This window comes from Caulobacter segnis, from assembly GCF_031454995.1.
In the GTDB taxonomy this organism is placed as follows: Bacteria; Pseudomonadota; Alphaproteobacteria; order Caulobacterales; family Caulobacteraceae; genus Caulobacter; species Caulobacter segnis_E.
Genome location: NZ_JAVDRV010000001.1, coordinates 1223432 through 1248010, shown reverse-complemented (window position 1 = coordinate 1248010; position 24579 = coordinate 1223432). Strand labels below are relative to the sequence as shown.

The window sequence follows — 24579 nt, the reverse complement described above, 5'->3', positions numbered from 1 at the left end:
GCCATTCTCGCCGCGCTTGGGCCATTAGCTCCGTGGATTGGGGTGCTTGCGCTTGCCGCAATGCTCATAATGACGCGGATGGAACATTCCAAGAAGATGTTACCGAGTTCTTAACGGATAGTCAACCTAGATGGTTACTTTTTAGTAAATATGACTACAGCGGGCGCGAATACGATGGCCGCTCTCAACGTTTTAAACCTGAGAGCGGCTTTCCATTTGACCATTGATAAATGGATCAACATTACCAGCCAAGTGATCGCGCAATCATGTCTACCGACCATTCCCGCTGTTAGCATTAGTCGGTGACCTCTTTGGTCGCTTGATCACGGATCATATTGATCGCTAACGCATTCAAGTTCGTCATGATGTGCGATGCGTAGTATTTCTCGATCAATCTCGCGCGCAGTTAGTTTTGCGCCATAGACCGCGCTATCACTGCCGCAAGCTGTTCTCGCCGCAGCCGTGCCTCCTCGGGTGACACGGTGGTCTGCGACACCCTTACCCGATACCCCTTCACCATTGTCTCTGTGGGCTCCGGCGGCGGTGCGAGCCCCGTGATGTAGTCGGGCAAGTCTTCTGGCGCGAGGAACGAGACACGCTCGCGATCCTCAGCAGAGAGACCCTCGGTGATGGTGGCGCGGAAGGTGCCTTGCGTGCGGGGTGACTTCGCGAGCACGAGCGCTACGCGCTCGTATCCCGCCGCAAGGCATTTGCGCACGTTCTCCTGTTCCCAGGCAGCCGGGGTCGAGACCGACACCTCGAAGGCGGCCCGCATGCCGTCGCGGGTGAGCAGGACGTCAACCTGGCCTCCATCCGGAAGCGGTGCCTCAACAACGGCGCGGAACCCCTGTTGCTCGCCTAGCTCCTTCACGAGGCTCTGGAGATAGCGATGCTTCTGTCCGCCCTTGCCCGCCTCCCTTGGAGGCGGCGGGGGCGGTAGTTGCGTGGGAGTTTCGGGAACCGCCGTCGCGGCAGGACGCACGGGCTCTGAGGGCGGCTCCGTCGGCGGCGGGTGTGTCGGGCGAGGCGTAGGCGGCGGCTCGTCGAACGTGGACGCCGGAGACAGCACCGGGATGTCCGTGAGCGTGCCGCAGTACCGCTCGCGGTTGCGGGCAAGTAGCGTGTCGAACTGTTCTTCGGTGAGGGTGGGCTGGCGCTCCACATGACCGAGCGGGATGGAGAGGCGAAGCGCCTGGGGCGTCTGGTGCCGTATCCACGCGGCGAACTCCGTGCGGCCCCGGCCGCGCTTCATGCCTTCGATGAAATCGGCGGTGGTGTGGAGTTCGTCAGCGAACGCGCGGGCGTCCTTCGCTGAGACCCCGCCCGCGCACTTCATGGCCGTGTTCGCGTGGAAGATGGCCCGCAGGCGGGGCGAGAGCTGGTCGAGCGCCTGGTGCGCTACGGTGAGCGAGACGCGGTACTTGCGCGCCTGGTTGAGGATCGTCTCCACCGTGTCGTCGAAATACTCCTGCGCTTCGTCCACGTAGACGTACGTCGGCGTCCGGTCGGGCGCGGCGACGGTGGAGCGCTCAAGCGCCGCCTGCGCCAGCATGGCGATGAAGAACCGGCCGAAGAGCTGCGAGCCCTCCTGCTTCAGGAGATCTTTGGCGGTCGAGACGAGGATGATCTTCCCGTCCTGCATCGCCTGGAAGAGGTCGAGCTTGTTCTTCGTCTGCGCGAACATCCGCTCGAAGGCAGGCGTCGCGAGCACGCCCCAGAGCCGGCGGAGGATCTGCTTTTTAGTTGCGGCGAACGACGGCTGGAAGAACTCGGTCTGGAAGAAGTAGCGAGCGGAGCCGTCGAGCTTCTCCATGTACGGCTTGAAGGGCCTCCCGTCCTCCATGAGCTGCATGAGCGTGTGGATCGTGGCGTTGGGGACGGTGAGGAGGAGGCGGGCTAGGTACTTGAAAATCACGCCCTGCTTCTGTGTCAGCTCCGCGCCGAGCAAGGCCCCGAAGAACGTCTCGTACAGCTCGACGACCCCGTTCAGCACGCGTTCCTGATCTACGGGCCGGTATGCGGCCAGGCGATCAAGCTTGACGTCGAAGAGGTTCAGCGACGCCGGGAACTCGACGTCGGCCGGGTCGATGAGGACGAGGCGATCGGCGAGGCTCTCGGGATGATCCGGGCTGAAGAGGTCGAGCCGCAGGAGCCGGCTGATCATGTCGCCCTGGCTGTCGATCACCACGACGGACCGCTTTTCCCGCTGGGCCGCAAGCAAGTCCGCGTGGATCATACGTTGGAGGAACTGGGTCTTGCCGTGCCCGCTGCCCCCGACCACGTGGCAATGCTCGAACCGGGTCTCCTCGTTGACCTGGAACGGCACGGGCATTTCGAGGAGCTGTGTGAACGGCGTGCCGGCGAGATAGCGTTCGGACAGTTCGGTAGGCGAGAGATCCCGCGCCGCGCCCGGCCACACGAGCCGCTGCTTGGCGCTCGTGAGCGAGGCAGTCGCGGGCATCCCCGACGCGACGAGGAGGTTTCGCTCAAGCCGCTGGCGGAGGTTCGTGAATAGGCCCGCCCGCGTAAGGTCGGCGGCATAGGTAAACCGGGTGAGGTGCTCGATGAGGATGGCCGGGCGGTCGATGAGCTCTATGAGCGGGATCTCAAACAGCGCGTCGCCCGCGTTCTCGTCGAAGCACCGCTCCGGCAGGTTCTCTTGGATGTAGCGCCAGACCGGGAGGAGGTGCGTGCGCAGGAGCATATGCCGCGCATCGAACTCCCGCGCCCAGCGCAGGCGGTGTGCCGTCATGCGGCGGAAATCGACGGCCGCCGACATGTCGCTTTCGATCAAAGGCCAGAGCGGCTCGATAGGGCCGATCTCTTCGAGGTCGAGGAGGTCGCTCGTCGCTTTCAGCATCGCCATCATGCCGGTCGAGGCCGGGAGCCGGCCGGTGAGCGTGTGCAGATCGCCGAGCAGGGACAGGGCGATGAGTGCTACCCCATCCCGTCCAACCGGTGTCCGCGCAAGCGCCGCCTGGGCTAGGTCCCAGCCCTCGCGCGTTTCCCGCAGTTCGCGTTCTAGTCCGCTCTCAAACCAGCCGTCGAAGAGGCCCACGGCCTAGAACTCAAGGACTTCCTCGCCGCCGAAGGTCGTGGCGGCGTCGAGCACGGCTTTGAAGTTCAGCGCGGCATCCTTGATCGCGGCCTCGACCCCGAGCATTTCCGTGATGCTGCTACAGTCGAAGCGACGCCCGCCTTCGAGGTCGCGCGCGTAGATCGTCACATCGTGGAGCCATCGCGCGAAGGCTGCTGCCCTCGTCTCGCCGTGCCGATCCTCGTCCGGGTAGCGCTGGAAAAGGATGGTTTCGCCAAGCTTGTATTTAGCGATGTTAGCGCGTTCCTCGTCGGAGAGCTGCGCCCGCACATCGAGGCTGAAGGTCTGCTTGCCGAGCATGCCGGAGCGCTGCTCGCGGCGGAGTAAGAGTTTCATCGATTTGCCTCCCCTGCACAAAGAGAAGCATCACAACCATAAGGAGTCTATATGGAAAACCGCCCTTGATGAGGGCGTGCCGCGACGTCAAAGTGCAGACCAACCACGAGGAATGGACGAGGCTCACGGTGAGCGCCGACCACCTCTTTCGAGACTAGTTCATGACGCTCGTCGACCTAACCTATCTCCAGTTCAACCTCATTGCCGTTATCGATGCGGGAAGCCATCAAGGCGTATCGTTTGGGGACGTGAAAGCCGCCGTCCGTTCGGGCAATCTGTTTGCGTGGCTGGAGCAGCAGTTTCCGAACGATGTGGATATGAGCCTCTATCGGGAAGGCCGGGGGCGAGAACTTATTTCTGCATTGACCGATGCGCTCGAAGGCCTCGACGGGCGCGAACGGAAGAAGACGGGCGTCGAGCACAATGGCGTTTGCCTGCTCCTCGCACTCACGACCGAAGCCATCCAGCGTAAGGGCTGGGAAAAATAGCTACACGATCACGCGAGCCGAGATTCACCTTATGAATCAACGGAGGTAGACTCTCGTCTCAGCTTGGAGACGGCGCGATGCATGAGCGGTCCCTGAAGGAAGTTGGCATCTGGATACGGGTTTCAACTGAAGACCAGGTGCGCGGCGAAAGCCCCGAGCATCACGAGCGCCGCGCCCGCGCTTATGCTGAGGCCAAGGGCTGGAACGTCGCTGAGGTCTATCGCCTCGACGCCGTAAGCGGGAAGTCCGTCATGGGACACCCGGAGGCCCAGCGGATGCTTGCCGACGTCCGCGCCGGCCGCATAACCGGCCTCGTCTTCTCGAAGCTCGCGCGCCTGGCCCGCAACACCCGCGAGCTACTCGACTTCGCCGAGATCTTCCGCGCGGAAGGCGCGGACCTCGTCTCGCTCCAAGAAACTATCGACACCTCAAGTCCCGCCGGTCGCCTCTTCTTCACGATGATCGCGGCTATGGCTGCCTGGGAGCGAGAAGAGATCGCGAGCCGCGTCCAGGCGTCGGTGCCGATCCGCGCGCAGCTCGGCAAGCCTCTCGGGGGCGCGGCTCCGTTCGGCTACCAGTGGAAGGACAAGCAACTCGTCCCCGATCCGAAGGAAGCGCCGGTTCGCGTCCTGCTGCATGAGCTGTTCGTCGAGCATCAGCGCAAGAAGACCGTGGCCCGCATCCTCAACGAGCGCGGCTATCGGACCCGCAACGGCTCGCCGTTCTCCGACACCACGGTCTCGCGCCTCCTCGAAGACCCTACGGCCAAGGGCCTCCATCGCGCGAACTACACGCGCACAGAGGACAGCGCCAAAGCGTGGTCCCTGAAGCCCAAAAGCGAGTGGGTGTACAGCAGCGTCGAGCCCATCCTATCCGAAGAGCTGTGGGACGCTGGAGCCCGCATCCTGGCCGCTCAGAAGGAGCGTCAGACGCCCGTAACCAAGCGCGCGATCCATCTCTTTGCTGGGTACGCATACTGCGTCTGCGGGCAGAAAATGTACGTCCGCGCGAAGTCGCCGAAGTACGTCTGCGAGGGTTGCCGCAACAAGATCCCCGTGGAGGATCTCGAAGCCGTCTATCGAGAGCAGCTCCGCCATTTCCTCATCTCTCCAGAGGAGATCAGTGCGCACAACCGCGCGGCCGAGGATGCGATGCAGGAGAAGGAGCGCCTCATCAAAAGCGCCGAGGCGGAACTCAAGCGCATCGAGACCGAGGATGAGACCGCCTTTCAGCTCTACGTTCAGAAGGCCATCACGCAGGAAGATTTCAGCCGCCGGCACACGCCGCTCTCGGAGCGCCGCGCCCAGCTCGAAGACGAGTTGCCGCGCCTCCAGGCCTCCCTTGATGTGCTGCGCATAAGCACTCTCTCCCGAGAGGAGGCGGTGGTTGAAGCGAGAGACCTAACCTCCCGTTGGAACGATCTTCCTTCGGAAGAGAAGCGGCTCATGGTGGAAGCCATAACCGACCGCATCACCATCGGAACCGAAGACGTCGAGATAGCTCTGCTCCATCTCCCGCTTCGCGGAAGTGATCCACATAGGGCAACACGGCCACAGGGGTTCATCGCCGCGACCAACTGGACCCGGGCCGGATAACGGATGTGGGCGTTGGCGCGGGCGACCATGACCTCGCCGGTTTCCAGAGGCGCGCGCAGGCTGTCCAGCGCCTGGACGCCGAACTCTGGCAATTCGTCCAGGAACAGCACGCCGTTGTGGGCGAGCGAGACCTCGCCAGGCTTGGCGCGATGGCCGCCACCCGTTAGGGCGGCCATGCTGGCGCTATGATGAGGAGAGCGGAAAGGCCGGGACCGACTCAGCGTCCCACGAGCGATCAGCCCGGCCACCGAATGGACCATCGAGGTCTCCAGCAACTCGGCCGAGGTCAGGGGCGGCAACAGGCCGGGAAGGCGCTGAGCCAGCATCGACTTGCCCGAGCCCGGCGGGCCACAGAAAAGGAGGTTGTGCCCGCCCGCGGCGGCGATTTCCAACGCCCGCTTGGCGTGCTCCTGGCCCTTCACATCGCGGAGGTCCTTGGGGCGCTCTCCCTCGACGATTGGACCGGGCGTGGGGGCCGACAGCACCTGGCTTCCCCGGAAGTGATTGATCAGCGACACGAGAGAGCGGGGCAGGGCCAGGCCGGGGCAGTGCGCACCCTGCATTTCTTGCTGCATGAGCAAAGGGGCCTGATGGGTCGCGCCGACTATGTCGAACCCGAGCATGTGCCGCCGTTCGAAGGCGACGTTGCCTGGTTCGAGGTCGAGAAGATCGAGCGCGGCGAGGGCCACGCATGGCCCTGGTGGAGAGCGGTCCGCCAGGTGGGGCCGCCGGACAATGCCTGAACTCAGCGATCAGCAGCGCCGTAACCGCGTAGCTTGGAACCACTTTTGGATTCCCTTCGAGATCGAGCCGACTTGATCGGCTAAGTGGCAGACCACTCATACGCGGCGCTCATGAATGGGAATTGCGTTCATGATGGTCATCAGCTAATGCCTCGACCGCAGCATAGTGACGCGCTGCAACACCAACAGAATGGTCAGTTGCAAATCGGAGTAGATGGCCTCCGGTTCGGCGATAGCGCTCGACCTTGACTGTCTTCCTCATGCGGGCAGGCGAGAACGTGGTGCGGCCATCCACGCTAACCGCATCTCCCGCGAAGGATGCGACTCCCCTTCCAAACGCCTTGTGGCACAAGCTGAACCGCCTCCAGGACGGAAGGCAGCGCTCCACCCAGCCAAGCCACAGGTAGTCGGCATCTGGGTGCCCCAGAGAAGCAAGACGCGAAGCCACCGGCTCACTGAGCTCCAGCGCAAGCCTTACAAGCCCCCCCGGCGTGGTTAGTCCGCCGTCCCGCACGCGCTCGCGCTTTATGCGTGGCTGACGCCCGCCGCGCCCCTTGACATACTCGATGTCAACGAAGCCTCTCGCCTCGTTCTTTAGACAATCTCGACGGAGTGACTTAAGGCACTCAACCGGGATTTCCGCCCTAAGCCCAATTGCGATGATGAACGCAACGGCATCATAGAGCCCCATAACAACGGACTCGGCGACGTCGCGGATCGCGGTGCCATCGGGGTACCGCTCTCCTCCCACTCTCTGCCCGTCCATGATCTTCAGCGTGAGCCGTTGGGTTTCCGTTGGACGGTCGAGAAGCTCTAGTCGGGTCCTTTCGCGAATGCCCGCTACGATGCGGACTCTAGCGGCCCTCACCGCCCTATCGGCAGATTCCTTCAGGTGTTCAGCTTGGCGCTTCGGAAGCGGCTCCCTTGGCGCGACTCGAACATTACCGTGCCTGCTAATGAACTTGATGCGCGACTTGAGATCGGCGTTTAGAACGTCGGGATAGGCGTCGTTGATCAGCCGCAGTGTGTGCACAACGCACCGCGTCCCAGAGTAATTTCCCACAATATCGAGTTCATCGAGATCAACACCGCGCATCGCGCCAAATCCGTCGGACTGCTCCGCACCTCGCTTGTCTAAGATTCGTGCGATCCTGCGCCACGAGTTGTCATACTGCTCGACTGTGGGCACACGCAGGCCAGCCAACGCTTCAGCCGCGAGTGGTGAGAAGTAGGCCGCGAGCGCAGATGCGAGGTCCGCTCTACCGACGCTTCCAAAGCGCCAAGTAAACTCTCCACCGTTCCCATCTACGTGGACATAGGAGGTGGAGGGCACGTAGGCGGAATCTGCCTTGATGGGCACCGTAGAGAAATCAACCTTCTCCCTACTCATCCTCACCGCCCAAATTCGCGAACAAATCCGCGTCTGACACCTCAGCCGCAAGTTCAATAAGTTCGATCACCTCATCGAGGTAGTTGAGATACTTCTGGGTAGTGAGATAGCTCGAATGTCCCATCCAGCGTTGAATAATTCTAAGCGGATCCATCGCCACCTTGAGATAGAGGTGCCGATCACGGTCATCCGCTGGCTCGACAGCGCCAATCTGGGACAGCTGCATTCGGACCAATCGCGTACCGGTCCGCTATGGCCTTGATGCGCGCCACCTTGTCGAGGATCGCGGGGCTGGCCGGGGCGTATTCGAAGTTAGGCCCCCCAACGAGAGCCCCCGAACTATAGGGCCCGCCTACGACGATCCCCAAGCCACGTTCGGCCACCTTGGGCGTCAACCGCTGCAGGGCCCGGTCATGATCGAGCAGGGTGTAGCGGCCGGCGAGCAGGAAGATGTTCGGGCGGGGCTCATCCAGAGCCAGTAGCAATTCGATCGGTTCGACGTGATTGACGCCAAGGCCCCAGCCCTTGATCACGCCCTCGTCCTTGAGACGATCAAGCGCCTTGAAGGCGCCCAGGCGCGCGGTCTCGAAGACGCCGATCCATCGGTCCCCATAGAAGTCCTGCGCCAGGTCGTGGATGAAGACGATGTCGATACGATCGGTGCGCAACCGCTTGAGACTGGCCTCGATCGAGCGGTAGGTCCCGTCTTCGGAATAGTCGTTCACGACCTTGTTCGGACGACCGTGCTGGAAGACGCCGCTCTTTTCACCGAGGTCGCGGTCCTGTGGGGACTCCACTTCGTCCAAAATGATCCGGCCGACCTTGGTGCTGATGACGTACTCGTCGCGGGGCTTGCCCGCGAGAGCCTCGCCCATGCGCAATTCGGCAAGGCCCGCCCCGTAAAGGGGGGCGTTGTCGAAGTAGCGGATGCCGGCGGTCCACGCCGCTTCGACCGTCGCCAGAGCCTCTTGCTCGGGGATGTCGCGGAACATGTTTCCCAGAGGGGCGGCACCAAATCCTAGTTTGCTGGGCAAGAGCGTGTTCATGTCGTGTCAGAGCCTTTCGTTCGAGGAGGTTTGCGCCGTCAGATCGCGAGCCTGTTGTCTCGACGCCAACGCCGAGGCGTCTCTCCGACGAACGCGTGAAAGAGCCGGGACATGTGGGCTTGGTCGCAGAAGCCGCTGTCCAAGGCGATCTCGCAGAGCGAAGCGCGGCTTTGCCGCATCATGGCTTTCGCGCGGTCCAGGCGGGTGCGGATCATGTATGCGCGCGGAGGAAGCCCGAAGCTGCCCCTGAAACGACGGGAGAATTGGCTGACGCTGAGACCGACCAGGCTCGCGAGTTCCGGGGTTTTGATTGGCTGGCCAAGATGTTCCTCGACGTATCTCAGCACCTTGCGCTCTTGCCACGGGGCAAGCGCCAAGGTCCGCGCGCCGAGGGCCTCCTGGCCTGTATCGACAACACCCATTCCGAAATCCCCAATCGCTATGCCCTTCCTTCCGGTCGAACGCAGGTCGACGAGATTTCCTCACCCTCTCTCGGCGTGAGGTGAGGCTTTCGCGCGCGGCTGCGTTCCGCCCTTATGACCACGCATCTCTCCTGGTCGTTGGACAGGCGGCGGAGTCTCTGATGGGAATGGCGCGAGAGGGGCCCATGAGGGATGCTTCGGACGTCGCGGCGCGCGCGGACGCCTTCGCCCGGCAGGCCGCGGCGATGCGCGGACCCTTGGCCTCGTATTTCCGTCGGCGGATCCGCAACGCGAGCGAGGTGGAGGATCTGGTCCAGGAAGTCTTCCTGCGGCTCACCGTGCGGGGCACGCCCGACAGCGCCGATCACGCCAGCGCCTACATCTTCCAGATCGCCGCCAGTGTGTTGGCCGACCGCTACCGCAGGCGTACGGTCAGGCGAGCCGACGAGCATGTCGCGCTGGACCCGGAGCTTCACGGCGATCAAGACTTCGACCCGGCGCGCATCTACGCCGGCAAGCAGGCTCTGAACGCCGCCGCCGCGGCCCTGATGACCATGCCCGAACGCACCCGGACGATCTTCCTGCTCCGCCGCATCGACGGCCTTCGCCATCAAGCCATCGCCCAACAGCTGGGCCTTTCGGTCAGCGCCGTGGAGAAGCACATGGTTCGCGCCATCGAGCACCTGATGGCCCATGTGGGAGGCGCTCGATGAGCCGTCTCACGCCCGCCCAGGCCGCCACGCGCTGGCTGGCCCACGAGAACCTCGACCGGTCGCCCCAACGCGAGCGGTTCGCCGCCTGGCTGGAGGAGAGCGAAGAGAACCGCCAGGCCTGGATCCAGGCGCACCAGGTCTGGGACGTCTTTGACGACGCCGACGACAGCGATCTGATCGCCGCCTTGGCGCGCGCGGCGCGGCGGGCGGGCCCCGAGCCGGTGGCGAGGCCGCTCCAGCCCTGGCTCATCGCCGCCTCGATCGCGGCGTTGACGGTCTCGGCGGCGCTCTTCGCCGGCCAACGGTGGAGGTGGCTCGAGCACCGCGCCGCGCCGGTCGAGGTGGCGCGCGGCGAGGCGCCGTCGCTGGCCACCTTCGGCCGCGCCGACTACGCGACCGGCGAGGGGCAGAAGTCCATCATCGATTTGCCGGATGGAACGCGTCTCACGCTGGATGCGAGCACGGCGGTGGACGTGGCGTTCGCGAGAGATCGCCGCGATATCCGCCTTCTGAACGGCCATGCCTTCTTCGACGTCGCGCATGATCGCGAGCATCCCTTCGCCGTGGAAGCCGCCGGACGGGTCATCACCGCGCTCGGCACCCAGTTCGACGTCAAGCTGCAGGCGGAAGGGCTGCGCGTGGTGCTGGCCGAAGGCAGCGTTTCGGTCGGCATGGCCACAGGACGCCCGGGCGCGCCGCCGGTGAAGCTCAAGCCCGGCGAGGCCTTCTCCGCGCCCAAGAACGGTGGCGGCAAGGTAACGCGGACCGATCTGAACGAGGCGCTGGCCTGGAAGCAGGGCGTGGTCGAATTTCGCGACCAGCCCTTGTCCGAAGCGGTCCGGCTGTTGAACCGCTACACCCGGGCCCAGATCGTCATCCGGGATCCCAAGGTGGCGGCCTTGCGCATCACCGGTGTCTTCAGGACGGGTGACATCAAGCGCTTCGGGCGCTCGGTGTCCGAGGTTCTGCCGGTGCGCATGATCGCCCGCGACGCCGACACCTACGAGCTGGTCTCCACGCGACGCTAGACCCTATTTTCGTTGAGGATTTCCGGAAAGACGGCGTTCTCCCTGATAGAGCGCCGCGGGCTTGAGGGGACCGGCCGCAAGAAGCTGATCATGGTCGCCCTGTGGACCGAGGTCTGCCTGGCCTTCCCCGCCCTCGACGCCCTGGCTGAAGGCTATGACGTCTTCGCGGTGGTGGACGCGGTCGGGGGCACTTCGGAGCTGGCGCACCGGGCCGGGATCGATCGCGTCGTCCAGGCCGGCGGCAAGCCCGTCAGCTGGATCCAGGTCGCTTGCGAACTGCAGCGCGACTGGAACCGCAAGGCGACCTCGGAGGGCTTCGCGGACATCGTCCTGCGCGCCGTGGGTCACTAGCTGACGAAAGAGGGGAGCAAGGCCACCGACCTTGCTCCCCGTCTTCGGAGTGATCTCGAGAGTCTAGCGCTTGGGCGCGTCAGCCGCCTCGACATAGTCGGTGCTGGTGGGGCCAAAGCCGGAGATATAGACGCTGGCGCCTTCAGGACCGGTCATGGCGAAGTGATCGATGCCGGCCGGCTCGCTGTAGAAGCTGCCCGGCGGAAGCGTCTTCACCAGCGCCTCGTCGGGCTTGCGGCCATAGCCGAACCGCCACACACCCGAAACGACCACGGCGGTGCGCTCGTCCCGGTGGCTGTGCGCGGCGATCCGCATGTTGGGCGGCACGCGGAGCGCGATCGTATAGGGACCGGCCTTGGTCGGGTCACCGTAGAGGACCGTCGTGCGGATACCGGTGACGCCCGAGGTGCCGGCGGTCGCGCCGCCGGCGGTGAGGGCGCCGATTTCGGGCGGCGTCAGGCGCAGCGCGCGTTCCTGGGCCGAGGCGGCGCCGGCGGCGATGAGCAGCAGCCCGACGGCGGTGATGGCGAGGTGGCGGCTCATGGCTTGGCCTCCAGGAAATCCCGGACCATCGCCACCGTGGCCTTGGGGTTCTCCTCCATGATCCAGTGGCCGGAATCGGGAACGACGCCCTCGGTCACGTTGCTGGCGGCGAAGCGCATAACCGTGGCCATCATCGGCCCGAATGACTTCTCGCCGCCCAGGGCCAGCACCGGCATGGTCAGCTTGCCCTGCGCCATGAAGGCCTTGTTGTCGATGGCGTCCTGGTCGAAGGCGGCGAACTGCGAGAACCCGCCGTGCATGGCGCCAGGCAGGGCGTAGAGCTTGGCGTAGTGCTCGCGCGAGGCTTCGGTGAAACGGGACGGCGTGGCCGAAAACTCGTTCCAGAACCGGTCGAGATAGATGCGCTCGCGGCCGGCGACCAGGCGCTCCATGTCCGGCCCGCCGAAGCGGAAGTGCCACAGCAGCCGGTTCTTGAGGATGTCCTCCCAGGGGCCGACCCCGGGCAGCGGCGCGTCGATCAGCACGAAGCGGCGGACGCGGTCGCGGTGTTCGGCGGCGAACGCGTAGCCGACCATGTTGCCGATGTCGTGGGTGACTAGATCGACCTGGCCGACCTTCAGGGCGTCGAGGACGCCGGCCACGTCCTGACCCTGGGTCTTCTTGTCATAGCCGCCGGAAGCCGGCTTGGACGACAGGCCCAGGCCGCGCAGGTCGGGCACGATGACAGTGTGGGTCTTGGCCAGTTCGACGGCCATCGGCTCCCACATGTCGCCGGTCTCGCCATAGCCGTGCAGCAGCACGACGGCCGGCCCTTTTCCGCCGACGCGGACGTGGATCGTCGCGCCATTCGTCGCGATGTTCTGGGTCTTGAAGTCGGCGGGGTAGGGCTTGACCTGCGCCTGGGCGGGCGCGCCCAGGGCCGAGGCCGAAAGGATGAAGGCCGCCAGGGCGACCGGGGCGAGCTTGAACACCTGCTGTCCTCCAGGATCGCGCGGAACCACCGCGCCTAGGAGGGGGAACGCAGGCTCTGAGCGAACCCTCATCCATCAGAAACGGCTGATCAGGCTCAACTCGAAGCGGCGTCCGCGAGGATCGGCCAAAGAGCTGTAGCCCATGCCGTAGTAGTCCTGGGCGACCACCGGCGCGTCGCGATCCAACAGGTTACGGATCCCGAACCTCGCTTCGAGCGCATGCATCGGCGCTGTCGGCGGTAATTCGAAACGGTAGGCGCCGGCCAGGTCGAAATAGATCTGGCTGGGAATCCATTCCGAGCCCTGGAAACGTGTCATCTGATCCGCGCGGGGCTTGTACTCTCCAAACCGGGGCACGTGGTAGCGAGCGTAGAAGTCAGCGGCGAGGCCGGCCAGCCATGGGCCGCGCGACCATTCAAGGCTGGCCGTTCCACGCCATGCAAGGGGCTCCTGGGCGCTTCCCACGGCGTTTCGCGCGTCATGGTAGAGCTCCGCGCGGCGCCTCAGGAGAGGCTGCCACGTCGCCGAGCTCGAGAACCGCAGATCACCGGCCTTTCGGGTGGCGATGCGATAGTCGACCTGGACGTCGACCATCTCGCTGATCGTCTCGCCAATAATGAAAGCGCTTGTGTCGAGGCTCGTGACGACCCCGCCAGTATAGCCCTTTGCCCGGTCGGCGTCGGTCAGCGGCGCGCGGATCACGCGACCCGGGAAGAGGTCTTCATGCTCCAAGAAGTATTGGGCGCTGCCGCCTTGGATGACGACCGGTTCGCGGGATTTGACGATCCGCGTGTAGTCGACCGAGACTCTCAGGCCCGGCGCGGCCCTGGGCGTCGCCACCACGCCCACGGAGACGCTGCGCGCCCGTTCAGCGGTTGGCGATCCGCCGAACGTGATAAGCAGTGGCTGCTCGCCGCCGATCAAGACGCCGCGCCGCTTGGGGTCGCTGGTGTGAAGGCCGAATTGTAAGGCCGTCGATGCTCCTCTCCCCCCTTCGCTCGCCAAATATCGCATGGTCACGCGGGCCAACTGGTCGATTGGTGGCGGAACGACGCCGGTCGCCAAGCTGCCGCGCAGCATCACGTCTGGTATCGGGAACACACGAAAGCCCAAGGTGTAGACGGGCGCCGTCTGGCGATAGTCGACTGGATCGTCGTTGGCGAACAACAGATCGTCTAAATTGGCGGGCGCGACCGCTCGCATCATCTCGTGGCGCGCGGCCAGTTGCAGCTCCAGGCCAGACAACAGCCCATGCCCGCCGTCTCGCGGGATCAACGGCGCGCGCGCCTCGGCGTAGTACGACCTTAGACTCTGGGTCACGCCGTAGGGCATGCCATTCACCCAGAAGAATAGATCGTAGTGCTCGACCATGGGGATCGGCGCGTGTTCGCGGCGGTCCTCGGCCAAAAGTGACAGGGTCAAGGGACCGCCTGGCAGATCCATGACCGTTCCCGCGAGCCTGGCCGAGAAGACACGAAGATTGTTGGATTGGCGGTAGGAGCCAAAGGTTCCGGGGGTGTAGTGATAGTTGGCTAGGCTGCGGACCTCGGCCTGGCCCGCCGTATAGTCGGCGTTCAATTTCCAGGCGGCCGGCAGGTCGACGATCAGGCCGGCGGTGACCCGCGTCGTCGTCGTCCGGCTGCGTTGCTCCAACCCATCGTCCGACGACGAGACGCCTTTGAGCAGGGTGCTCGGGGGGATGCCAATGTAGGGCCTGGAGGTGTATGAACGGCCCTCGTCGCGGAGGGCCAGCGCGTCGAGATAGGCCTCCACCGAGGCGCCGAACCGGTGGCGGACGCTGAGCAGGGCCGACGAGGTGCTTTCGCGCGTCAACAGGCTGGCCCACGGGGTGATGAGCCCGGGCGCGAATAGCAGATCGATCCTGGCCAAGTCAGCGGGTTTGCGCACGTAGTTATCGGCCAGGAAAGTCGCCGGGTCGTTGGCGTAACGCCTGGCTCGGGCCCTTGCGGGATAGTCACGTTCGCCTGTCCGCAGGTCGGCGCCGCGGAAATCGCTGAGCGCGATCATGACGTCGGTTCGCCCGCCGTCGGGGGTAAACCCGATGCGTCCGTCCACGCGCTTGGTCCGCGCGTCGAAGCGGGAGGTGTCGCCGTAGGTGACGGCTAGGTCGGCTCCCCGGTAGTCTCGCTTGAGCACGATATTGACCGCGCCCGCCACCGCGCCCGCGCCGTAGACTCCGCCGGAGGTGGCGGTCAGCACCTCGATCCGGTCGATCGCCGAGAGGGGCACGCCGTTGATGTCCGGCTGCAGGAAGGTGTTGTCGACCGAGGGCAGGCTCGGGACACGACGGCCATCGATCAGCACGAGGGTTTGGCTGGACCCCATGCCGCGCATGTTGATTTCGGATCGGCTGCCGCCGTTCTGCCTGGCGGGGTCTTGAATGGCCGCGAAGGGTTGGGCGTTGCTGGACAAGCGCGTTCGGAAAAAGTCGTCCAGGGTGTCGGCGTGCGACGCGCCCACGTCATGGGCAGTCCAGACCTTGTAGGGCTGGATGTCGTCCTGGGTGCGAGGAATGTCGCTGTTCTGCGAGCGGGCGGTGACCAACAGTTCGGGCAGGGCCACCGGACTTTCCGGCTCCAGGGAGGGTAAGGGTGACGCAAGGTAAACGACATAGGTGCCGTCGGCGGTGCGCTTGAAGGTGAGGCCAGAGCCCGCCAGCAACAGGGGAAGAGCCTGGTCGAACGTATATCGTCCGTTGAGACGTGGCGCGGCTCGGGAGATCTCGGCGGCGTTCTCTATGACCAACTCGCGTTCCGCGCGGCGAGCGAGATCGGTCAGCGCCGTCGCGAGCGGCTGGCCGCCCGTGTCCATCTGGAGGGCGCGCGCGCCTTGGGCCAGTGAAGGCCTAGAGACCAGCATCATCACGCAGAGCAAAAGCGCGGAGCTTGCATCGGCTTTGCGCATGGGAGCCTCCGCCTTGGCGCCAGTTAACAGCTCATATGACGACGATCAATGTGGAGAAGGCGCAGCCCAGTTCCGACGATCCCGCGCGACGCCGAGGGGCTGCGAACTGAGGCATCGGCCAATCAGGACCGCCCGTCGACTATGATCGCTTGAATGTCCGATAACCGGAGGGCGACCAAGGTCCGGTGATGGCGCGTTACAGCCGTCAGCGTGGCTCTAGATAGCAGCCATCCACCTCGCGCCGTTTGCGGCAATCTAGAGCGCCTCCTGGAATAGGAAGAAGCTCGCGCCCTCGAAAAACCGGTTCTCGCAAGCATTCGGCGCGCGGGTCAGAGGGCTCGAAGCTGGGGTTTCCGAGGCGATAACGCCACCAGTGGCCTGCTCTTCGCGCCGCAAGCTACTATAAAATAAGGGGAAGATGGTGGATGCGACAGGGATTGAACCTGTGACCCCCTCGGTGTGAACAACCGCCGATCTAGCTGAAACCCCAATGAAATAAGCCGATCTGGTGAGATCTCATGTCGTCTCGTTCGACCCTTTCGGTTCGTTTCTGGCAAATAACTGGCAAGCAGATTGCCGGGCGGGCGCTCTGTCACAGTGGTCAGAGGCGGGCGACTTGCTTTTGCCCTAATCGACTTGACGAACAGCACGCCTGGATCGGTCGCACAGCGCAGTCCGCAATGAGTAGGCGGACCACCTCAATCAACGCCCGCTGGTCACTCCCAGCCTCCTCCGAGCGCGAGGAAGAGGTCGATCTGCCGATCGACAAGGCTTGCACGCGCGGCCGATAGACTGGCCAGCGTCTGTGCATAGCTCGCCTGCGCCTGTAGAACGTCGAGAAATGGCGCGCGGCCGAAGCGCTGGAGCTTCTCTGCGTCGTCGCTGGCCTTTCCGGCCGCGGCGGCGGCCAGTTCCAGAGCCTTCAGGTGGTCCCGGGCGCGTGCGTAGGCCGAGAGCGCGGTCTCCGTCTGCTGAAGGGCGAGAAGCACCGAGCCATCGAAGCTCGCCAGGGCGGCGTCGGCCTCGGCGCCGGCCTGATCGATGCGGGCGCGCACCGCTTTTCTGTTCGGAAACGTCCAGGACACCAACGGTCCCAGGCCGAAGCCGAATGTGGATGGCGCCAGCAGGTCTTTCATCGGCCCCGCCGTTCCAGCTGACCCGCCGATGCTGACGCTCGGGTAGAGTTCCGCCGCCCTGACGCCGATCATCGTCGTGGCCCTCGCCAGATCGCGCTCGGCCATCCTGACGTCCGGACGGCGCTTGAGCAGCGTCACGCCATCGCCGATCGGGATGGGCCGCTCGACGGCGGGAACGTCGTCGCAGCGCTCCGCCTCCTTCGGATAGTCCGCGGGCGCGCGCCCCATCAGCGCCGCCAGTTCGAACAAGGCGGCCTGCTTTTCGGCCAGGATGCCGGGGATGGCCGCGTCGCTCGCGTAGGCGGCGGCGCGCGCGCGGTCTATGTCAAAGCGGACGCCCCGGCCACCTCTGGCCATACGGATCGCCGCGTCCAGGGTCGACTGCTGCACTTGCGCAATTTTACGGGCGGAGGCCAGCGCGGCGTTGGAGGCGCAGACCCGCGCGTAATTGCGCGTCACCGCAGCGGCGATCGCGACACGGACATGGTCGCGCGCCGCCACGCTTGCCTCCGCTTGCGCGCTGGCCGCCGCGACGCCGCGACGAAGACCGCCGCCCAAATCGAGCGGATAGCTGAGATCAAACCCGAGCGCGTAGCTGAAGGATGACGGCAGCGCACCGGTCGGGCCGGCGGTCCGCGCGCCGAGCGCCTGGCCGGACACGCCGGTGCTCGCTGTCCGGCCCGCCTGAGCCTCGCGAACAATCGCGCTCGCCCGGCGCAGGTTCGCGTCCGCAGCCCTCAGGTCGGTATTCGCCGCCAGCGCCTCCTCGACATAGGAGTCGAGCCGAGGATCCTCATAGAGGCGCCACCAATGCGCCGGGACGTCCGCTTGGTTGGTCGCCGCCCCGCCTTGTCCCAAAAACGGCGCAGCGGCGACCACCTGCCGCGCAACGCCGGATGGCGGGACAGGGTCCGCAGGATGCGTCGCGCAGCCCGCCATCAGCAACGCCAGAAGGGGCGACAGGACGCGCTTCACGAGCGGATCCTCCCGGCGGCCTGAGCGGCGCGGCCGCGCGCGGGGACGATCTCCACGGTCGCGCTCCGGCCGGCGATCAGTCTCGCGCCCGGTGGGGCGTGATCGATGCGAATGCGTACGGGGATGCGTTGGGCTAGCCTGACCCAGGAAAAGGTCGGCGCGATCCTCGGCAGGAGATTGCCCGTATCGTCTCGCTGATCATCGGCGATGGCGGCGGCCAGGCTTTCGACGTGGCCCGTGATCTCGACATCGTCGCCCAGCAACCGCACGCGGGCCCGATCGCCGACGCTTACCCGATGCAGCTTGGTCTCCTCGAAATAGCCCTCGACCCGCACCGACGAGGCGTCGACCAGCGCCATCGCCTGGGCGCCGGCCGCCAGATAGTCGCCGGGATGGATGTCAAGATTGGTGACGACGCCGCCGACGCTCGCGCGGACCTCGCTCCGCTGCAGATCGACCAGCGTCACGTCCCGTTCCGCAAAAGCGCGGGTCAGGGTCGCTTCGCAGGTTCTGACTTTTGCGGCGCTCTGTTCGCGCGCCTCGGTCGCGACGAGGTCGCCGAGCGCGACGTCGCGCGCGGCTTCCTTGCGGGCCTGCTCGAGTTGAGCCTGCGCCTCCGCGATCGCCGCCTGCGCGCGTTCGACCGCCGCTGCAAGCCGCGGCCGATCCAGCACGAGCAGGAGCTGCCCCGGCTGGACCGTCTGGTTGTCGCGGACCATGACCTGGGTCACCAAGCCGCCGACGTCGGTCGAGACTCGCACGATGTCCGCGCGCACGCGCCCGTCACGCGTCCAGGGGGTCTGCGCATCGCGCTTCCAGGCCTGCCAGGCGACGAGGGCGGCGGCCACGGCGAGGCAGAGGGTGACGGCGTAGCGACCGAGCAGCGATAGAACAGGCTTCATTGGAAGAGTCCGATGGAGGAAGCGGCCTGGACAAGCAGGCCGTAGAGGATGGCGAAGACGGCGAGCTCGACGAGAGGTCGGTAAGCAAAGAGGCGGGTCAGCCGGGCGTAGGCTAGGAGACGGATGGCGGCGGTTGTCGCGGCGAGTGAGGCCAGGGCCAGGACCAGAAGGCCGGGGATGATGACGCCGCCAAGGTCGAGATCGGCGATCATCCGTGGCGCTCCGCGCCCGTCGGAACTTGGGGAGAAAGGGCGAGCCGAAGATCGATGAGCAGGTCGAGCAATCGCGCGCGCTCTATGATCGCACTGGCGGCGATGCTCGCCATCAGCACTTCGGTTCGTTCGGCCAGGCGGTGCGTTTCGGCGGGGTCGGGCCGCCACTTGGCGCCGAAGCGCTTCGCGATCGCCGAAAGCAGCGCGCGCGCTTCCTCGCCGATCTCGCCCTGGATGAACTGGACGGTCTTGCGGAGCTGGCCCGCGGCATGGCCGAGGCGAAGATGGCGCAAGGTCTCTTCGAGCGCGTCCTGGCCGGGATCTTGGGCTTGGCGCGACCTTGGCAGCAGCAGGGCCGCCCGGTCGACCATGAGGCTCGTCCAATGGGCCTCGTCCGAGGCCTCGCCCAGCGCGCGGCGTCCAACGTCCTGGCGGCTGAGCCGAAGAAGCCGATTGATCGCGGTGTCGACCGGCACCGTCTGGAGCAGCGTCATGCTGAAGACGGCGAAGCCGAGGGCCGCAAACAGCGCAATGGCGCTATTGACCGACGCCGCGAAGTCGCCGTGGTAGCTGGCGCCCAGGCCGGCCAGGATTGGGATCGTCAGGGTGACGCCCGTGGCCGCGTAAGCCGTCGCGGGGCGGGCTTGTAAAGATCCTGCGACCAGAAAGGCCGGCGCGAGCGCCGCGGCCACAACGGTGAAGTCGCTGACGCGAGGGAGGATCACGAAGCTGTAGGTCAGGCTTATCGCCACACCCCAGATCGAGCCCACCAGGTACTTGATCACGTTCGGCGCGGGCTTATCGACGTTTCCGAACAGGGCGCAGGTCACGCCCAGGAGCGAAACCGCCAGCCCTCCATCCGGCCAGGCCGACCAGATCCAGAAGGCGCATCCGCCGAGAACGCCGGCCGTGGCTCCGAGCGCCGCGCGGGCGGCCATGACGGGGTCGCGATGGTAGACATAGCCCCTCGCTCTCCGGGATCGGTGCAGCGACACGACTCTTGAGGATCGGCCGGGCGCTGCGATGTCTCGATCCAGGCGATCACAGTCGCCGAGCAGTCCGATCAGTTCGACCAGATGCCCGGCGAGATTGACGGCGAGCCTGTCGCCGATCGTTGCGGCCTTGTCGCTAAGCCGAACCTGGAGCGATCGTGCGCGCTCGATCAAGGCGATTGCCGCTTCGTCCTCCTCTGCGGCCGCGAGCCAGACCCGGGCGTCCGCCACCAATACTGCCAGTTCGTCCGGCGCTCCGCGGCCGCTTGCAGCCAAGGCCTCGATCCGTTGCTCGATATCGGCGGTGAGCGGCAGCAAACGGGCCAGCCGGTCATGGACCAATCGCAGCTTCCCGGCCTTCGGTGTCTCCGGCGCGGGGTCGTAAGGCAGCTGTGTCGCAAGTCCCTGCAGGACGAGAAGGTCGGCGGCCAGCTGATGACGCGCCGAGCGGGTCTGCGCCGCGGGTGTTCCCGCGAGCGCGTCAGCCGCCAGCGTCCGTGCGTCGCGTAGGGCGAGCGCCAGCTTGCCAGTGAAGGCCCCGGTGATCGGCTTGGGTAGGACGAGGCGATGGACCAGGACGGCGCACAGGATGCCGAGAGCGATCTCCTGCACCCGCACGGACGCTATTTCGAACACCGCGCCTGGGTCGGCCACGCTTGGAAAGCCGATGAGGCTGGCCGTGTAACCGGCGAGGACGAAGGCGTAGGCCCGGGCTGTGCGGTCGAGCAACGAGAAGAACAGGCACAGCCCGATCCAGCCCGCGAGCGCCAAGCTGCACGCGAGCGGCGCATTCACGAAAGTGGGGACGATCACCACGGTCGCCGCGGCGCCGACGAGCGTGCCCGCCAAACGGTAGACGCCGCGGCTCAGCGAGGCGGCGGCCGAGGGCTGCGAGACGATGTAGACGGTGACGATCGCCCAGTAGGGGCGGGGGAGGCCGATGCTGAGCGCGATGTAATAGGAAGCCACCGCCGCCGCGTAGCTCTTGGCCGAGAAGAGCATGGCGTCAGTATCCGCCTTCAAATGGGGCGTTCGAAGGAGGGCTTGCACCGACTTGGTCCAGGATAGGTCTGGTTTGGCTCGCGCCAGGCTTGAGGGCTCATCGAGGGTCATGGGTCATGTTGATAACGACTTGCAAAAAGAGATAAATTCGTTATCCAGTCAAAAAATCCCTGAATCTTGCCAGTGGCCTCGCGTGCGATCAGCCGTATCCGTCTTTGACCCCGACCTTGCCGTTGCTGTCGCCTCGGCCCATCACCTCGATTTCGCTCAGCTCGCGGCGGAAGTGCCGATGCACGTGCATCGCAAAGGCCAGCTCATTCTCGCGCTGCGCGGAGCAATCACCTGCACCGCGAACAACGAAATCTGGATCGTGCCGCCAAACTGCGGCGTGTGGATTCCTGGCGGCGTTTCGCACAGCGCTCGGGCGACCGCCAACGCCCGGCTGAACTACCTATTTGTAGAGCCAGGGGGCGCGCGACTTCCCGACGAGTGTTGCACCCTGTCCGTCTCCCCCTTGATCCGGGAGCTGGTCGACCGCCTCGCCCAGGAGCAGGCGGACTATTCGAGCGACAGTCATGCCGCTCGGCTGGCGCGGGTGACACTGGACGAACTGGCCGAAATGCCGCGTGAGCACCTGAATCTACCTGTCTCCGCCGATCCGAAGATCCGGGCGATCGCCGACAGCCTGACGCTTGAACCCAGCGACCGCAGTACGCTCGCCCAATGGGCCAGGCGCGTGGGGATGAGCGAGCGCTCGCTCGCCCGCTTGATGATCCGCGAGACGGGCTTGTCGTTCGGGCGCTGGCGCCAGCAGCTGCACCTCATCATCGCCCTTCGCGAACTTGCTGGGGGCGCGGCGGTGCAGAACGTCGCGACAGAGCTGGGCTATGAGTCGGTGAACGCCTTCATCACCATGTTCAAGAAAGCCTTGGGCCGCACTCCGGCGCAGTATTTCGGGAGAGGCCGGTCGGCCGCTGAACGACGCTGACATCTGAAGATCGAAGGTCCGGAGCGCTCTTTTGTCAGCGATTGGCGTCGCCCAGCCTCTGAACCAGACGCTTGATTGGCGTGACGCTTGGCTTCTCGCGCAACTATCGTCGCCGAGTTCGCCTGCCGGCTCGCTCAGCGAAGGTACATCAAAGGTTGGCAGCAGAGCATACAAATCGATGTGCTTTTCGAGCGCGTCCAGCGCGCCCCTCCCGTGCAGCCGCCCTGCGCGCTAGGCTGGCGCCCCCCTTCACCGGACGTCTTCGCCGCCCCGGTCCGGCTGCTGTCGAACGCTGCAGCGCTGAACGGAGACGCTTGGCGCCCTTGGCCTTGAGGTAGTCACCAAGCACCCGATCGAGGCGCTGCACCTCGTCATAGGTCTCTCGATAGGCGGCAGCGGCCGGCGAGGTGCGGCTCCAATGCGTGTTGGTCCGAAGTGGCTCGGCTAGGATGTCGTCGAGATCGAACGCGACGCCGGCGTCTTCGATGAAGGTGATGCCTGGCACGGTTAGCTCGGGCGGGGTGATATCCACGAGCGTCCCATTTGGTTGACGCCAGACGGCATGGTGGATCGCTTCGATATTGACCGATGGCCACATCCAGAGCGCCCAACCAAAGGCGATATCACCCGAGGATTTCGCGCAGGCGTCACGCACATTGTAGAAGCACTTCAGCCGCTGCGCGTTCGGAGCCGGTTCGACCGGGACGGTCACGGCCTGCGTTTGCGGCAAGTCCGGAAACTCCGGGTATGCGCGCCCGGCGGGCGCGGGCTTTGAATAGACTTTTCGGACTGCGGCGGGGCTGAGCGATAGCGGCATCGGCGGGTGACTTGTGACGGGCGTCGTTGGGCCCTGACCTTGACCGGGTAAGGCGCTGCAAAGCTATTAGCGTCACGAGCTGTACCTGACCCGGTAGGGCTGCGGCACGTTCAGCCCCGAGGAATCTGCCCAACGCAGGGCGCGTGAACGTCGCCTTCTTGGAGCCGCACCAACGTCTCTTATTGGCGCATCAGAAGCGGATTTAGTTACCGCCCGCCAGACTCAAGGCACGATCTTGTGCAGAAGCTGGAACGAAGACGATGGCTAGGGTTGGGATGGGGCGCTTCGCACGTGGCGGCGATTGAGCCACCCGGTCACCGCCGCGCCCGCGTGGTAGTCGAAGACCTCGACCTTCAGCCAAGCGCCCTGCTCATCAAGAACCTTCAAGCTCTGGTCGGGATAGACCACGCGAAGCAACTTTCCTGAGGCATCGGGGGCGAGCCGTAACGGAGCGGCCTTGTGCACGAAGCGCAAGGTCCTGTCCGCTGACAGGGCGTCGGCTCGCGCGGCCGTCAGGTCCTGGTGTAACTGGTCAAGCCTGGGCACCAAGCCGGCCCGATCAGCCGGCGCGTGAGCCTCAGCCTGGGCGAGGGCAAGGCCTGTTTTGGAAACTTCGAGGGACTTTATGGCGACATAGGCGCCGAAGATCCCTGCCGCCGCCCCGATGAAGGCAATCAGGGCGTTGAAGATTTCGAACCGTCCCACCCGCGCGATCGGATCGCCGCCGCTCAGGAGCTTAGCCATGGCGTCCGACATCGCGCGCCCAACGAGCCCAAGGTCGGGCATCTGCACCGTCGTCAGGGCCGCGATCGTGGTGGCGGTTAGCCCAAGGTTGAAGCGGCGGTTAGCTGCTTTGAGGAACCCCAGCTGGTCCTCATAGGCCTTGGAGGCCGCCAACACGCTCGATGCGAAGGGATCCAGTGTGGGCAGTTGATGCGCCGTTGCCAGCATAGGCATGGTATTCATGATGGAGGTGTGCAGGCCAAGGTCGGTCGCCGTCGTGATCCATCTGGGAAGCCCTGCGCGCGCAAGCGCGCCGAGGTCGGCCAGCGGGTCTGGAAGCCGCATGAGACTCGACAGCCTTAGGCTCTCGGTCATGTGGTCAAGGCCAGCGATCGATTTCCACTCGGGAAGGGTGCTCTTCAGGGCGAGTAGGGAGCTGACTTGCCCGTGACCTTTAGGTCATCGTTCAGCTCGCCTACCCATATGCGCTATTCACAGTGACATCCAGCGAATGGCGCGCGATAAAAGTCCTTACGATATCAACGACTTGGTCTGACCAGGGGGTGACTGCGACGTTGTTGAGCGTAGTGTTGTTCATGCGCGCAAAGATTGCGGGTTCGCGTTAAGGAAGCTTCAAATTGCCTCGAACATCACGCACTAAAGCGAACGCTCAGAGCTTCTCTTCCGAAAACGAAAATGCGGACATCGACGAGCTTCCGATCGAGGCGGTCGCTAGTCGTATTGCTATCCCGATCACGCCTACGTGCCGAGCGAAGTGGGGAAGTACCGGCGCCCACGTAGCTAGCGTGCGTCCGGAGCGGGGCCTTCGAGGGACCAGGCGGAGCTAATCAATCTTCACTGCAGCGCGTATGGCTCAGCGCAGCATCCCTCTCTGCAACTTCGGGCGGCAGCTCGTCGCCAGGAAAAGGCGGCCTTTTCGGCCCCGCCCGCATTAGCTCAGTCAGTTCCCCGGGCTTTGCAGTCCCGAAGCGGTGTCTAATGTACTCGGCAAGCTCCACACGTTCAGACACAGTCTTTAGGACAAATGCTTCGACTGTCATGTCAAGTTCGGCCGCCGCGCGGGCGACCTTTTCATACAATTCTTGAGGAATATATTCTTGCATGGTTACACCAAGTCATGCGTGAATTGACGTTAGATTATTAGCGAGGCGCATAAATTGGAAAGTCAAGGCGGGGAAGGCAGCCGCGCCGCCCGCTTCTTG

At 64.9% G+C, this 24579-nt stretch carries 22 protein-coding genes and 1 pseudogene; 7 read left to right on the top strand and 16 right to left on the bottom strand.

Annotated features, from left to right (window positions below; genetic code table 11):
• Positions 1-406 precede the first annotated feature (406 nt).
• Together J2728_RS05790 and J2728_RS05785 are read right to left on the bottom strand one after the other, a co-directional pair.
• Positions 407-3058, bottom strand: coding sequence for a type IV secretory system conjugative DNA transfer family protein (locus J2728_RS05790; RefSeq protein ID WP_309997390.1), 2652 nt, complete (start codon positions 3056-3058; stop codon positions 407-409).
• A 3-nt stretch (positions 3059-3061) separates the two neighbouring features.
• On the bottom strand, positions 3062-3433 hold the full coding sequence (locus J2728_RS05785) for a hypothetical protein (RefSeq protein ID WP_309997389.1): 372 nt from the start codon (positions 3431-3433) through the stop codon (positions 3062-3064).
• A gap of 161 nt (positions 3434-3594) precedes the next feature.
• On the opposite strand from J2728_RS05785, the gene J2728_RS05780 reads away from it, so the two are divergent.
• Complete coding sequence (locus tag J2728_RS05780) at positions 3595-3921, top strand: hypothetical protein (RefSeq protein WP_309997388.1); 327 nt, start codon at positions 3595-3597, stop codon at positions 3919-3921.
• A 77-nt stretch (positions 3922-3998) separates the two neighbouring features.
• Positions 3999-5516, top strand: a complete 1518-nt coding sequence (locus J2728_RS05775; protein WP_309997387.1) for a recombinase family protein — start codon at positions 3999-4001, stop codon at positions 5514-5516.
• Here the strand turns inward: J2728_RS05775 and J2728_RS05770 are convergent.
• A pseudogene (locus J2728_RS05770) lies at positions 5441-6046 on the bottom strand (ATP-binding protein); the annotation flags it as partial. The gene J2728_RS05775 and the pseudogene J2728_RS05770 sit on opposite strands and share 76 nt — an antisense overlap.
• 18 nt (positions 6047-6064) lie before the next feature.
• On the opposite strand from J2728_RS05770, the gene J2728_RS05765 reads away from it, so the two are divergent.
• Positions 6065-6259, top strand: coding sequence for a hypothetical protein (locus tag J2728_RS05765; protein WP_309997600.1), 195 nt, complete (start codon positions 6065-6067; stop codon positions 6257-6259).
• 109 nt (positions 6260-6368) lie between these two features.
• Here the strand turns inward: J2728_RS05765 and J2728_RS05760 are convergent, their stop codons facing one another.
• Genes J2728_RS05760 through J2728_RS05745 form a run of 4 tightly spaced genes read right to left on the bottom strand, consistent with a single transcriptional unit; the run spans position 6369 to position 9117 of the window.
• Positions 6369-7649: a hypothetical protein gene (locus J2728_RS05760; RefSeq protein WP_309997385.1), complete on the bottom strand. Its 1281-nt coding sequence runs from the start codon at positions 7647-7649 to the stop codon at positions 6369-6371.
• Positions 7642-7875 (bottom strand): hypothetical protein, encoded by a 234-nt coding sequence (locus J2728_RS05755; protein WP_309997384.1) that lies wholly within the window; start codon positions 7873-7875, stop codon positions 7642-7644. Before J2728_RS05755 ends, J2728_RS05760 begins: the two co-directional genes overlap by 8 nt.
• Positions 7835-8695: an aldo/keto reductase gene (locus J2728_RS05750; RefSeq protein WP_309997382.1), complete on the bottom strand. Its 861-nt coding sequence runs from the start codon at positions 8693-8695 to the stop codon at positions 7835-7837. Before J2728_RS05750 ends, J2728_RS05755 begins: the two co-directional genes overlap by 41 nt.
• A 38-nt stretch (positions 8696-8733) precedes the next feature.
• On the bottom strand, positions 8734-9117 hold the full coding sequence (locus tag J2728_RS05745) for a helix-turn-helix domain-containing protein (RefSeq protein WP_309997380.1): 384 nt from the start codon (positions 9115-9117) through the stop codon (positions 8734-8736).
• Positions 9118-9302: 185 nt separating this feature from the next.
• On the opposite strand from J2728_RS05745, the gene J2728_RS05740 reads away from it, so the two are divergent.
• Genes J2728_RS05740 through J2728_RS05730 form a run of 3 tightly spaced genes read left to right on the top strand, consistent with a single transcriptional unit; the run spans position 9303 to position 11209 of the window.
• On the top strand, positions 9303-9830 hold the full coding sequence (locus J2728_RS05740) for an RNA polymerase sigma factor (RefSeq protein ID WP_309997379.1): 528 nt from the start codon (positions 9303-9305) through the stop codon (positions 9828-9830).
• Positions 9827-10858, top strand: a complete 1032-nt coding sequence (locus J2728_RS05735) for a FecR family protein (protein ID WP_309997377.1) — start codon at positions 9827-9829, stop codon at positions 10856-10858. Before J2728_RS05740 ends, J2728_RS05735 begins: the two co-directional genes overlap by 4 nt.
• 12 nt (positions 10859-10870) lie before the next feature.
• Positions 10871-11209, top strand: a complete 339-nt coding sequence (locus J2728_RS05730; protein WP_309997375.1) for an isochorismatase family protein — start codon at positions 10871-10873, stop codon at positions 11207-11209.
• A 63-nt stretch (positions 11210-11272) separates the two neighbouring features.
• Here the strand turns inward: J2728_RS05730 and J2728_RS05725 are convergent, their stop codons facing one another.
• From J2728_RS05725 to J2728_RS05695, 7 genes are all read right to left on the bottom strand, one after another.
• Positions 11273-11752: a cupin domain-containing protein gene (locus J2728_RS05725; protein WP_309997374.1), complete on the bottom strand. Its 480-nt coding sequence runs from the start codon at positions 11750-11752 to the stop codon at positions 11273-11275.
• A complete protein-coding gene (locus tag J2728_RS05720; protein ID WP_309997372.1) occupies positions 11749-12684 on the bottom strand; it encodes an alpha/beta fold hydrolase in 936 nt (311 codons plus the stop codon). Before J2728_RS05720 ends, J2728_RS05725 begins: the two co-directional genes overlap by 4 nt.
• A gap of 75 nt (positions 12685-12759) precedes the next feature.
• On the bottom strand, positions 12760-15609 hold the full coding sequence (locus tag J2728_RS05715; protein ID WP_309997370.1) for a TonB-dependent receptor: 2850 nt from the start codon (positions 15607-15609) through the stop codon (positions 12760-12762).
• A gap of 716 nt (positions 15610-16325) precedes the next feature.
• The gene (locus tag J2728_RS05710; protein WP_309997369.1) at positions 16326-17720 is read right to left on the bottom strand and encodes an efflux transporter outer membrane subunit; all 1395 of its coding nucleotides are present in this window, start codon (positions 17718-17720) and stop codon (positions 16326-16328) included.
• On the bottom strand, positions 17717-18622 hold the full coding sequence (locus tag J2728_RS05705; protein WP_309997368.1) for an HlyD family secretion protein: 906 nt from the start codon (positions 18620-18622) through the stop codon (positions 17717-17719). The genes J2728_RS05710 and J2728_RS05705 overlap by 4 nt, the downstream gene beginning before the upstream one ends.
• Entirely contained in the window at positions 18619-18834 is a 216-nt protein-coding gene (locus J2728_RS05700; RefSeq protein ID WP_309997366.1) for a DUF1656 domain-containing protein, read from the bottom strand. Before J2728_RS05700 ends, J2728_RS05705 begins: the two co-directional genes overlap by 4 nt.
• Complete coding sequence (locus J2728_RS05695) at positions 18831-20828, bottom strand: FUSC family protein (protein ID WP_309997365.1); 1998 nt, start codon at positions 20826-20828, stop codon at positions 18831-18833. The genes J2728_RS05700 and J2728_RS05695 overlap by 4 nt, the downstream gene beginning before the upstream one ends.
• A gap of 109 nt (positions 20829-20937) precedes the next feature.
• Here J2728_RS05695 and J2728_RS05690 point away from each other — a divergent pair, with 109 nt between their 5' ends.
• The gene (locus J2728_RS05690; RefSeq protein ID WP_309997364.1) at positions 20938-21816 is read left to right on the top strand and encodes an AraC family transcriptional regulator; all 879 of its coding nucleotides are present in this window, start codon (positions 20938-20940) and stop codon (positions 21814-21816) included.
• Between the two features lie 148 nt (positions 21817-21964).
• Here J2728_RS05690 and J2728_RS05685 read toward each other — a convergent pair whose 3' ends face one another.
• Positions 21965-22546, bottom strand: coding sequence for a hypothetical protein (locus J2728_RS05685; protein WP_309997362.1), 582 nt, complete (start codon positions 22544-22546; stop codon positions 21965-21967).
• A gap of 351 nt (positions 22547-22897) precedes the next feature.
• Positions 22898-23731 carry an SH3 domain-containing protein gene (locus J2728_RS05680; RefSeq protein WP_309997361.1) on the bottom strand — a complete coding sequence of 278 codons (834 nt, stop codon included), beginning with the start codon at positions 23729-23731 and terminating at the stop codon, positions 22898-22900.
• Positions 23732-24579 lie beyond the last annotated feature (848 nt).

Excerpts from the sequence above, each read along its gene's own strand:
- J2728_RS05740 (WP_309997379.1), top strand. The coding sequence starts at position 9,303 with ATGAGGGATGCTTCGGACGTCGCGGCGCGCGCGGACGCCTTCGCCCGG.
- J2728_RS05700 (WP_309997366.1), bottom strand. The coding sequence starts at position 18,834 with ATGATCGCCGATCTCGACCTTGGCGGCGTCATCATCCCCGGCCTTCTG.
- J2728_RS05760 (WP_309997385.1), bottom strand. The coding sequence starts at position 7,649 with ATGAGTAGGGAGAAGGTTGATTTCTCTACGGTGCCCATCAAGGCAGAT.
- J2728_RS05775 (WP_309997387.1), top strand. The coding sequence starts at position 3,999 with ATGCATGAGCGGTCCCTGAAGGAAGTTGGCATCTGGATACGGGTTTCA.
- J2728_RS05785 (WP_309997389.1), bottom strand. The coding sequence starts at position 3,433 with ATGAAACTCTTACTCCGCCGCGAGCAGCGCTCCGGCATGCTCGGCAAG.
- J2728_RS05735 (WP_309997377.1), top strand. The coding sequence starts at position 9,827 with ATGAGCCGTCTCACGCCCGCCCAGGCCGCCACGCGCTGGCTGGCCCAC.
- J2728_RS05695 (WP_309997365.1), bottom strand. The coding sequence starts at position 20,828 with ATGCTCTTCTCGGCCAAGAGCTACGCGGCGGCGGTGGCTTCCTATTAC.
- J2728_RS05715 (WP_309997370.1), bottom strand. The coding sequence starts at position 15,609 with ATGCGCAAAGCCGATGCAAGCTCCGCGCTTTTGCTCTGCGTGATGATG.
- J2728_RS05680 (WP_309997361.1), bottom strand. The coding sequence starts at position 23,731 with ATGACCGAGAGCCTAAGGCTGTCGAGTCTCATGCGGCTTCCAGACCCG.
- J2728_RS05745 (WP_309997380.1), bottom strand. The coding sequence starts at position 9,117 with ATGGGTGTTGTCGATACAGGCCAGGAGGCCCTCGGCGCGCGGACCTTG.
- J2728_RS05725 (WP_309997374.1), bottom strand. The coding sequence starts at position 11,752 with ATGAGCCGCCACCTCGCCATCACCGCCGTCGGGCTGCTGCTCATCGCC.
- J2728_RS05755 (WP_309997384.1), bottom strand. The coding sequence starts at position 7,875 with ATGCAGCTGTCCCAGATTGGCGCTGTCGAGCCAGCGGATGACCGTGAT.
- J2728_RS05705 (WP_309997368.1), bottom strand. The coding sequence starts at position 18,622 with ATGAAGCCTGTTCTATCGCTGCTCGGTCGCTACGCCGTCACCCTCTGC.
- J2728_RS05750 (WP_309997382.1), bottom strand. The coding sequence starts at position 8,695 with ATGAACACGCTCTTGCCCAGCAAACTAGGATTTGGTGCCGCCCCTCTG.
- J2728_RS05690 (WP_309997364.1), top strand. The coding sequence starts at position 20,938 with ATGGGTCATGTTGATAACGACTTGCAAAAAGAGATAAATTCGTTATCC.
- J2728_RS05780 (WP_309997388.1), top strand. The coding sequence starts at position 3,595 with ATGACGCTCGTCGACCTAACCTATCTCCAGTTCAACCTCATTGCCGTT.